Source organism: Streptomyces polyrhachis (genome assembly GCF_042663125.1).
GTDB classification, from domain to species: domain Bacteria; phylum Actinomycetota; class Actinomycetes; order Streptomycetales; family Streptomycetaceae; genus Streptomyces; species Streptomyces polyrhachii.
Genome location: NZ_JBHSZO010000019.1, coordinates 95,510 through 104,681, shown reverse-complemented (window position 1 = coordinate 104,681; position 9,172 = coordinate 95,510). Strand labels below are relative to the sequence as shown.

Sequence of the window (9,172 nt, the reverse complement as noted above, 5' to 3'; positions counted from 1 at the left end):
TCGAGTTCATCAGCATGGTCCGGGAGGCGATCCGGGCCTGCCCGAAGCAGAACGCCCCCAGCGGCACCCCGACGAGATAGCCGACGATCCCGAACTGGCTCTGCAGCACCAGGCCGACATTGCAGAGCAGAAAGCCCACGACGGCGATACGAAGGTCCGGACTGCGTCTGCTGACGATGCGGTACGCACCGGTGGCCGCCAGGAAACCGAGGCCGCCCAGGGCGTCCACCGCGCCGAACGTCGCGGCCCCCAGGTGGAGTTCGCCGATGACGGCGGTGGGCAGCAGGGCGTTGAACACCGTGACGACCACGCTCCCCTGGGCGTAGAGCAGGATGAAGCGGCGCATCCGCAGCGGCCCGCGGGGGGCGGCCGGCGCCGGCTGCCCGGCGGTGGTGTCCGTCGGCGCCCGGTCGGGGCGGGGCCCCACCGCGGCGACGCAGAGCGCCGAGACGAGGAAGGTCCCGGCGTTGAACACCAGCAGCGGCACGGCGCCGAACGCCTGGACTGACAGCCCGCCGATCGTCGCCGACAGCAGCATCCCCGCCTGGGTGCCCATCTCGTAGCGGGCGTTGAACCCCCGCAGCCGGCCCGCCGGCACTCGTTCCTTGATCAGCGCGGAGCTCGCCGGGAAGAACAGCGCACCGACCACGGCGAGCGCCAGGTTGGCGCCGTAGATCCCGGGCCCCGCGGCGCCGCCGCAGGCCAGCCACAGCGGCAGCGCGAGGGCCAGCACGGCACTGGTGACATCGCAGCCGATCCACAGGGCGCGCCGGTCGAAGCGGTCGGCCAGCCGTCCGAAGAAGGGCGAGAGCAGCGCCTGCGGCCCGGCGACGGCGATGAAGAGCCAGCCGACGGCCATCATGGTCTGCTGCTCCCTGATCATGAGCAGTGCGCCGACGATGAGTTGGACGTTGTTGCCCAGAGCGGTGGCGAAGGCAGCGGGCACGAGCAGGCGCTCGGCCCGACGGGAGTGGTTACTGAGGATCATGGCACCACTATCCGGAGATCCCCTGACATCTTCTGTCAGTGAAGTTTCCGGGAAGGGAAAAGGATTGAGCCGCGCGCCGGGAGCGCCGTCGAGGAGGGCGCGGTGGGGAGGGCGCGGTGAGGGGACGCCGTGAGGGAGCGCGGCGCTGCAGCAGCGGGATATGCGGGTGACATATACCCGGTGACCTGCGACGATCCGTGGATGCCCGTACTTGTTGACGATCTCGGCCATCTCTCCTACGACACCGCCGGCGACGGACCGCCCCTCGTCCTCGTGCACGCCGGTGTCGCCGACCGCCGGATGTGGGACGCGGTCGTGCCCGCTCTCGCCGAGCGCTGCACCGTCATCCGCTACGACCTGCGCGGCTTCGGCGAATCCGCGCCCCCGAGCGGCCCGTTCAGCGAGAGCGGCGATCTGCTGCGCCTGCTGGACCACCTCGGCCACGGGCGGGTCCGCCTGGTCGGGGCGTCCTGGGGCGGGCGGGTGGCGCTGGACTTCACGCTCGCCCATCCGGACCGGGTGCACTCGCTGGCGCTGCTCGCCGCACCGTGGCCGGGCTACGACTGGTCCGCGGAGATGATCGCCTACGACGAGGCCGAGACGGCCGCCCTGGCGGCGGGCGACGTGGACGCGGCGGTCGAGGTGAACATGGACATGTGGCTGCGCGGGCCCGCGCGCGGCTGGGACGAGGTGGCGGCGGGACTGGCCGAGCGCCTGCGCGGCCCGCTGCGGACGTCGCTGGTGCACCAGGCATTGGTGGGGGAGCACTCGCAGGGCCCCGGCTCCGGCGACCCCGCCCGCGTCAAGGTGCCCGCGCTGGTGGGGATCGGCCTACTGGACGTCGCCGACTTCCAGGCCATCGGCCGCCGGTACGCGGCCGTGATCCCCGGCGCGGAGCTGGTGGAGTTCGCGACGGCCGGCCATCTCATCGCGATGGACGCGCCCGGTGAACTGGCCGACGTGCTGGGGGAGTTCCTCGCGCGGTAGCCCGTCTCTCCTCTCGCGCCGGAAGAGCCGGTGGCCGGCCCCTGACCAGGGGCCGGCCACCGGCTCTTCCGGCGTACCGGGGGAGGGGCGGCGGTCAGTACCGCAGGACCGCCGCCACGCCGCCCAGGTCGGACAGGGTGCCGTCGGGGACGAACATCACCTCGGAGTCCGCCTCGATCGCGCCGTCCACCAGGCGCTCCACGACGTCGGTGGCCACCCCGTACGTACGCGGCGGCGCCGTGACGTCCGGCTTGGGGTCGGGCAGGGTGACCGGCTCGGGCACGGTGACGACCTCCACCTCGCGCCCGTCCTCGCTGATGCGCCCGGCCAGCGACAGGCCCTCCTCGACCAGCAGCAGCCGCACCCGGTTGTCCGCGACGGCCGTCCACACCTCGGGGGCGCCGCCGGCGTAGCGGTGGGCGCCGCGCGCGTCGCTCAGCGCGTCCATCGCCTCCTTGACGCGCGTGGCCTCGTACTCGGCGAGCACCGGCGCCAGGCGCTTGGCGAGGTCCTTGGGGGAGTCGTTCTCCATCCCCGTCAGCGCGAGCGTCCCGGCGACGACGCGCGGGAACTCGTTGACCTCCTCGAAGGCGGCGAGGATCTTCGGGCCGCCGATGACGAAGAGCGGCATCGTGCCGTGGGCGTGGAAATACGCGTTGAGCTTCTTGTTGATCGTGCGCAGGTACTGCTTGACCCGTGCGTCGTGGCCCTCGTAGGGCGGCGAGTGCGGAATCGGGCCGGGCAGCGCGTCCTCCGGGGAGGGAATGCGCGGCACGTCGGGGAATCCGTCCTCCTTGACCTCGGTGAGGTGGTTCACCGAGCCGCGGAAGAGGCGGCACATCTCCTGGTCCAGCACCAGCAGCAGATACGGCCTGGCCCGCTGCTGGGCCCCGACCAGATACCGGGTCAGGAACGCCGTCGCGAATTCCACCTTCGGCTCCACCGGCCCCAGCGACGTCATCCGCCAGACCTGCACGGGCTCGTGCGCGGCGACGTAGACCACCATGGCGTCGTCGCCGGGCAGCGACGTCACCGCGTCCTCGATGGCCGCCGGGTCCAGCAGCTCCTCCAGGTCCATCCGCGTCTTGCGATCCACGTCCGGATCGTCGGCCAGCCGCCGCTTGACCTCGGTGACGAGGTCGCGCGTCAGAATCCGGTCCTTCTCGCTGTAGGGGAAGTCCGAATCGGTCGGCATCACCATGGTGATAGCGGGGTACGGCCGCTGCTTGCTCAGCGCGGCCAGCATTTCGGGAGTCAGCTCAGAGGCATGCACCAGGCCAGCCTGACATGCGTACCGCTGCCGCGCATCCGGAAGGGTGAGGGGGCGGTGAATTCATTCGGGCGGAAATCCCGGAATTGTGCGGTGGGCGGCTCCCGGTGCGCCGTTTCGGGAATTACCGCGCCGTCACCCGTTCGACACACCGGCCCTCATGGACGTATCGTGAAAAGCGTCCGGAAAACCACTTCGGCTTTTCGGAAACGGACCTGCCGCGAATCACGCGAACCAAGCGACGCGAGGAGCCGACCATGCGCCACAACTCACCGGTCAAGGGCCACCACGGGCTCGGAGCCCGCGGCCAGGGCAAGCCGCTCTACTTCCACGGCCAGCCCCCCAACAAGCAGGGGAAGGCCAAGCTCGCGGAGGAGCAGGCGAAGGCCCGCCGCGCGGAGGAGCACCAGCCGCCCTACAACCGCTGAGCGACTCCTCGCCCACGATCCACTGACGCGCTGATGCGACCGGCCTCGTCCCCGGCGTGCAGGCGCCCCGTGCGGGTCGGGTGCCCGTCTCTCCAGCGAGCGGGCATCCGGCCCACGTCCATGTCCGGGGCCGGTGATCGTCAGCTGCCTGAACTCGGCCGCAGGGGCGTCGAGTTCTTCGTTCTTCGTTCTTCTACGATCGATGCCGTGCCCCACACAGTCGCCTGGCCGAGCGCCACCCCCGTCACGACGTCACGCCTTCGACTCGAACCGCTGCGGGTCGAGCACGCGCCGGAGGCCGTGTCCGTCTTCGACGACGTACGGCTGCACAGCTGGACCGGCGGCACGCCGTGCACGCTGGAGGAGCTCGAAGCCCGGTACCGGCGGCAGTCGGCCGGGCGGTCCCCGGACGGCGGCCAGGGCTGGCTGAACTGGATGCTCCGACGCCGCGCGGACGGCCGGCTCGTCGGCACGGTCCAGGCCACGCTTTCCCGCCTGGACGGGGGCGGATACGAGGCGGAGGTCGCCTGGGTGGTCGGCAGCGACTACCAGGGCGGCGGCATCGGACGCGAAGGGGCGCTGGCGATGGCCGGCTGGCTGCGCGAGCACGGGGCGGTCGCCCTGACCGCGCACATCCACCCGCGGCACGAGGCGTCGATGGGCATCGCACGGGCGCTCGGTCTGGGGGCTACGGACGAGGTGGTCGAGGGAGAGGCGGTGTGGCGGTGCTCCTCAGCGATGGCGTGAACAGGGTGGAACTGCGCCCGCTGCGCTACCAGTTCGCAGCGGTGCGCGGAGAGCCGTACGACGACAACTGGCTGGTCATCGGCGGCGCGGTGACGACTCCCGAGGGCGGCTGGTCCTTCACCGACCCCTGCCTGCTGACGGATGAGGCCCGCCGGGTGGGCGGCTGGCTGCGGGCGGTCGCGGCGGGGACGGTGGCGGTGTCGGGGCCCGATGAGGAGGGCGACTTGGACCCGGACACGTGGTTCGTAGAGCCGGTGCTGGCCTTCAGCCTCGCCGAGCGACGCGGGGAGGAGGCGGTGGTCCGTGTCCACCTGTCCCTGGAGGCCGCGCCCCCCTGGCACCGGGACGACGACGGGGCGGATGTCTACCAGTACGCCGTGGAACTGCGCCTGGACAGGGGCGCGTTGCTGCGGGCGGCGGACCAGTGGGACGAGGCGCTGGCTGCTTTCCCGACCCGCTGATCGCGAACCGCCCCCACCGGAGCCTCTTACCCGCCGTCGGGGCCGTTGCGCGGTGCGAGGGCCGCGTTCAGGCGGCGGCTGGCGTCGATACGGGTGGGATGGGCGTCGCGGCGCAGTTCGCCCCTGCCGGTGCGGCAGGGGGTGCCGGGAGCGGCGGCGCAGTGGTGGCAGGCGGCGGCCAACTCCGGGCGGCGACTGGTGATTTGGGGGAGGAGCGTACGCAGCAGAGCGCGGCTGCGGGCGGCGGTGTCCGTACGGGCGGCGAGCGCGGCGCGGGGAAGCGGGCGACCGTCGGCGGCTGCCCTGGTCAGGGCGCGCTGGTTGGCGATCGCCTGGCGGGGGGTCTCGTCGGGGTCGCCGCTGTAGGCGAGGTTGGCGGCGGCGATCCGGGCGTTGCGGATGCGGCGGCGGTGGTAGCGCACGTGGTGGGGCTCCAGCCAGCGACGCCGGGTGGGGTCGCCGGGCTCGGCGCCGGGGGCGAGGTCGCCGTAGAAGCGGGCCACGGCGTCGAGGGTGTCCTGGTCGAGGGGTACGTCGTGGAGGGCGGCGGCCCAGGCGCGGGCCTCGATCTCGCCGACGGTACGGCGGTCGAAGGCGGCGGCGTGGGCGAGCAGGCGCAGGGCCTCGGAGGGGGTCACGGGCGGGCGCTCCCCTCGACGGTGGGGCGGACGGCGTACCCGGCGGCTGCCTCTTCGGCTTCTTCGGCGGCGAGGCGGTCGGCGAGGCGGAGGGCGGTGGTGACGCGCTGGTCGACGGTGGAGGTCGGCGAACCGGGTCGCTGCCGGGCCTGGAGGCGCAGGCGGTCGTACTGCTTGCGCAGGGCGGCCATCGACATGACGTTCGCCCGCCAGAAGGGATCGCTCTGGCACCAGGCGACGGCGCCGAGAACCTGCTCGACGGTGCGGCCGTCCTTGTCCAGCATCAGCCGCGCCTCGGTCCGCCAACGCTCGGTGACGATCGGCCTGTTGCTGCCGTTGGCCGCGACGGCGTCGGCGAGGGCCTCGCACACCCGGACCACGTCGGCACGTTCCTGCGGCGGGGCGCCTTGGGGGTCGGGCGGTGGAGCCGCCTCGGCGGCTGCGGGCGGGGGGATGGGCGGGGGAGTCGCGGACGTTTCCTGCTCCCTGCTCCCTGTTCCCTGTTCCTTTCCTACGGGGACGCTTCCCGGATCGATCGGGGAGGGATCCGGGAAGCGTCCCGGAGGCGTCGCGGACGTATCGGGGAAACCGGTGTTCCCGCAGGTGGGGGACGTGTCTTCGCTACCGGGCCCGGGCAGCCTGCTCGGCTTGGGCTTGTCGATGCGCTGATGCTCGCGCCAGTTGCGGACAGTCAGGTAGCGGCGCCCCTCCACCTCGTACCGCACGACGAGACGTGCCTCCTGCAGAACGCGCAGATCCTCCTCCACATCGGCGGCGACCCGGTCGTCCAGCGGCCAGACCGCAGCGCGGACGAGCCGCGCGTCATCGACGCAGCGGCCGTCGTCGTCGACGTGCGTCCACAGTCCGATGAACGTCATCCTCGCCGTCAGGGAAAGGTCGGCGACGGTGAGGCTGGTGAAGAACTCCGGCTTGATCGAACGGATACGGGCCACGGGGGACCTTTCGTCGGTCGGTGCTGGGGGTGGGCCGGGAGGGCATGGCGCCGATGCTGACGATCTGTTCGACGATGCCCACGACGGGCTCTTTTTGCTTTGGGTGTAGCTACACCATAGCATTGGGTGTAGCTACACCGCGAGATGTTCGGAGACGGTCCACGAAAGGGGTGATATTGAAGGCGGTAGCTACACCCGGATACGGTGCGTACATGCCCAACGCGCCGAAGACACCCGCCCGGCAGATCCGCATCGGCGACGAGTGGTACGACTTCGACGCGGCGGTCAAGAGCCTGGACACCGAACGCGCCGCCGTCATGCGGCTGTTGATCGCCTGGTACCTGCGCGAACCCGGCGCGAAGCTCCCCCCGCGTCCGGACCGGCAGGTCGTCCTCGACGCGCGCCGCGACCGTCGGGCCGCCGGCCCGGACGCCTGACGGACCACGGGCTGTCGATCCAGGGGGCCGACGATGACCGACACGACTCTGAGCCATTGCGATCACGGCTGGGCGGGCTGGAGCGGAAAGGTCCGCTGCCGCAAGTGCGGCGCCACGCAGGGCTGACGCCAACACCCAACGCCGGGGACCACGTTGTGTGGCTCCCGGACCTATTGGAGGGTTGCGCCGTGGAGCGCATCGCGTGGCATGAGCTGCCGCCCGCTGCGCGGGTTGCCGTGCAGGAGCACGTCGGGTCCGTCCTCACGGCGACGGGCATCGCGGACGGCCTAACGTGCCAGCTGGCGGCCCGCCTCGACGCACCGGGCGGGCCCGTGTTCGTCAAGGGCGTCCGGGTGGACGATGCGCACGGCTCCCACGCCCAGCGCTACGAGGCCGCCGTGGCGCCACTTGTGGTGGCTGTCGGGGCGCGGCTGCGGGCGGTGGTGACGGCGGCAGGCTGGGAACTGCTGGTCTTCGACTGGATCGATGGCCGCCACGCCGACCTGTCCCCCGGCTCCCCGGATCTGACGGCGGTCGCTGATGTCCTCGCAGCGGCACAGGCGATACGTGCCCCTGACGGCTTGCCCGTGCCGCAGCTCGCGGACCGCCTGGCTCCGTACCTGGGAGCGGGCGGCCGGGAACTGTTGCGGGGGGAGGCGCTGCTCCATACGGACACCAACCCCCACAACCTTCTCGTCGGCTCAGGCCGAGCATGGATGATCGACTGGGCAATGGTGGCCGCGGGCCCGGCGTGGGTTGATGTGGCGTACACGGCGGTACGGCTCATGGAAGACGGCTGCAGCGTGGTGGCCGCGCTGGACTGGGCAGGGCAGTTCCCCGCGTGGCGGGTGGCGGACCCAGCGGCGGTGGAGGCGCTGGTGGGCGCGACGTGCCGGCGGTGGGAGTCGCTGGTGGGTGCGGACCTCGCGCGGTCGAGCAACGCGCGGTTCGAGGCGCTCGCCCACCGGCGCGGCATGCTCGCCTGACCTGCGGCGGAAACTCACTGTAAAGTATGGAAATTCGGCAAACGGTTACATGTTCAATATCGGAAGGGTGGGCTGAGATGGGACGGATTCCTGAGGGGCTCGAAGGGCGGGAGCGTTGGGACGTGGAGCCGTTTGTGAGAGTTGGTCCGTTGCATTTTGCAATGTCGCCAGACGAAGTTTCGGCAGCGTTGGGTGGTGCCATGGCCCCCTATTCCTACAACCTCGGCAACGGAGTTGGGTGGGGATATTACCCAACTGTTGGTGTGACCGCGATCTATGGGGACGACTCCGGTTTGGTTGGTATATCGGTCCGAGCAGCGGGCGGACCGCAGGTAGTGCTTCGGGGAGTTGAGCTGATCGGAAAGACGCCGTCTGCTCTAAGGCTGACCCTTGAATCTCTAGCCCTCCAGGACGGCGCTGCCTTCGGGGTGAACTGGAGCGGCGATCCTGAGGTTCCTGCGTGGGGGATCTCTATGGGTGCGACGCGGCACAAGGACGCGCTTGTTACCGATGCCTTGCTTGTCAGTGCCGAGTTGGCTTCGGCTCCATACCAGTCTGAATCAATCGTGCAGTGGCGCGATGTCAGCGAGTTGGCGCCGGATCCTGGGTTCTGGTTGCTGACCACCGATCGGGAACGTCCACACTGGACGTGGGCACCATTGGAAAAGGTAGGGCCCCTGCAGTTCGGAATGACCCCGCAGCAAGTGGCAATCGCACTCAACGGGTTGGAACCGACCGCACGTACCGGTCGGCATCCGCATGGGGCACCGTGGGAAGGCGAGGGACCGTGGACATTGCATACTGAGCGGTTCGAAGACGCTGGAGTGACAACGCATTACACGTACCGCGATGGTCATCCTTGCTTGGGGGCTGTGCATGTGCACGGGCTCAACGGTCCGCAGATTGAGCTCTCCGATATCAGGTTGATCGGCATGGCTCCCTCTGTTGTCGAATCTGCCATGATGCAGTACTGCAACGATCGCAATATCGACCTCGTGGAGAGTGTTTCGGGTTTGGGACCAGACGGACTTGGACTGTACGTGGGCACTACTAGGGCCGGCGATGTCGTGGTAACTGATGGAAAATTCTGTGCATCTGACTGGTATGACGAAGGGTGACGAAGTGTCGAGTATGGGAACTGAATGGCCCCACTTCTCTCACTTGTCGAATTTCCCCTTTGGGGCGCTGAAGTATTTTCAGAGGTAGCTGTTTAGGGGTTCGGTTGGTTGTGGGCGACATCCGCCTCGATTCGTCTGTGGACTGATCGGTTCCGTTTG

At 70.1% G+C, this 9,172-nt stretch carries 10 protein-coding genes and 1 pseudogene; 7 read left to right on the top strand and 4 right to left on the bottom strand.

Annotated features, from left to right (window positions below; all coding sequences use genetic code 11):
• Positions 1–16: 16 nt before the first annotated feature.
• Positions 17–883, bottom strand: a pseudogene (locus ACFQLX_RS14215) (MFS transporter); the annotation flags it as partial.
• Between the two features lie 306 nt (positions 884–1,189).
• Between ACFQLX_RS14215 and ACFQLX_RS14210 the strand changes: the two are divergent.
• Positions 1,190–1,975 (top strand): alpha/beta fold hydrolase, encoded by a 786-nt coding sequence (locus ACFQLX_RS14210; protein ID WP_386414893.1) that lies wholly within the window; start codon positions 1,190–1,192, stop codon positions 1,973–1,975.
• A gap of 94 nt (positions 1,976–2,069) precedes the next feature.
• Here ACFQLX_RS14210 and ACFQLX_RS14205 read toward each other — a convergent pair whose 3' ends face one another.
• Positions 2,070–3,248, bottom strand: a complete 1,179-nt coding sequence (locus ACFQLX_RS14205; RefSeq protein WP_386414892.1) for a baeRF3 domain-containing protein — start codon at positions 3,246–3,248, stop codon at positions 2,070–2,072.
• 254 nt (positions 3,249–3,502) lie between these two features.
• Here ACFQLX_RS14205 and ACFQLX_RS14200 point away from each other — a divergent pair, with 254 nt between their 5' ends.
• From ACFQLX_RS14200 to ACFQLX_RS14190, 3 genes are all read left to right on the top strand, one after another.
• The gene (locus tag ACFQLX_RS14200; RefSeq protein ID WP_386414890.1) at positions 3,503–3,673 is read left to right on the top strand and encodes a hypothetical protein; all 171 of its coding nucleotides are present in this window, start codon (positions 3,503–3,505) and stop codon (positions 3,671–3,673) included.
• 207 nt (positions 3,674–3,880) lie between these two features.
• Positions 3,881–4,420, top strand: a complete 540-nt coding sequence (locus ACFQLX_RS14195) for a GNAT family N-acetyltransferase (RefSeq protein ID WP_386414888.1) — start codon at positions 3,881–3,883, stop codon at positions 4,418–4,420.
• Positions 4,399–4,881, top strand: coding sequence for a WapI family immunity protein (locus ACFQLX_RS14190; RefSeq protein WP_465270547.1), 483 nt, complete (start codon positions 4,399–4,401; stop codon positions 4,879–4,881). Before ACFQLX_RS14195 ends, ACFQLX_RS14190 begins: the two co-directional genes overlap by 22 nt.
• Positions 4,882–4,907: 26 nt before the next feature.
• On the opposite strand, the gene ACFQLX_RS14185 is transcribed toward ACFQLX_RS14190, so the two are convergent.
• A complete protein-coding gene (locus ACFQLX_RS14185; RefSeq protein ID WP_386414884.1) occupies positions 4,908–5,519 on the bottom strand; it encodes a zinc finger domain-containing protein in 612 nt (203 codons plus the stop codon).
• Entirely contained in the window at positions 5,516–6,472 is a 957-nt protein-coding gene (locus ACFQLX_RS14180) for a hypothetical protein (protein WP_386414883.1), read from the bottom strand. Before ACFQLX_RS14180 ends, ACFQLX_RS14185 begins: the two co-directional genes overlap by 4 nt.
• A 212-nt stretch (positions 6,473–6,684) precedes the next feature.
• Between ACFQLX_RS14180 and ACFQLX_RS14175 the strand changes: the two genes are divergently transcribed.
• The 3 genes from ACFQLX_RS14175 to ACFQLX_RS14165 all read left to right on the top strand — a co-directional run bounded on the left by ACFQLX_RS14175 (position 6,685) and on the right by ACFQLX_RS14165 (position 9,013).
• Positions 6,685–6,909, top strand: coding sequence for a hypothetical protein (locus ACFQLX_RS14175; RefSeq protein ID WP_386414882.1), 225 nt, complete (start codon positions 6,685–6,687; stop codon positions 6,907–6,909).
• 188 nt (positions 6,910–7,097) lie between these two features.
• Positions 7,098–7,895 (top strand): phosphotransferase, encoded by a 798-nt coding sequence (locus ACFQLX_RS14170; RefSeq protein WP_386414881.1) that lies wholly within the window; start codon positions 7,098–7,100, stop codon positions 7,893–7,895.
• Positions 7,896–8,056: 161 nt separating this feature from the next.
• Positions 8,057–9,013: a hypothetical protein gene (locus ACFQLX_RS14165; RefSeq protein WP_386414880.1), complete on the top strand. Its 957-nt coding sequence runs from the start codon at positions 8,057–8,059 to the stop codon at positions 9,011–9,013.
• Positions 9,014–9,172: the final 159 nt, after the last annotated feature.

What these genes read in the sequence shown, in the direction of transcription:
- ACFQLX_RS14175 (WP_386414882.1), top strand. Translation starts at nt 6,685, where the DNA reads ATGCCCAACGCGCCGAAGACACCCGCCCGGCAGATCCGCATCGGCGAC.
- ACFQLX_RS14210 (WP_386414893.1), top strand. Translation starts at nt 1,190, where the DNA reads ATGCCCGTACTTGTTGACGATCTCGGCCATCTCTCCTACGACACCGCC.
- ACFQLX_RS14200 (WP_386414890.1), top strand. Translation starts at nt 3,503, where the DNA reads ATGCGCCACAACTCACCGGTCAAGGGCCACCACGGGCTCGGAGCCCGC.
- ACFQLX_RS14165 (WP_386414880.1), top strand. Translation starts at nt 8,057, where the DNA reads ATGTCGCCAGACGAAGTTTCGGCAGCGTTGGGTGGTGCCATGGCCCCC.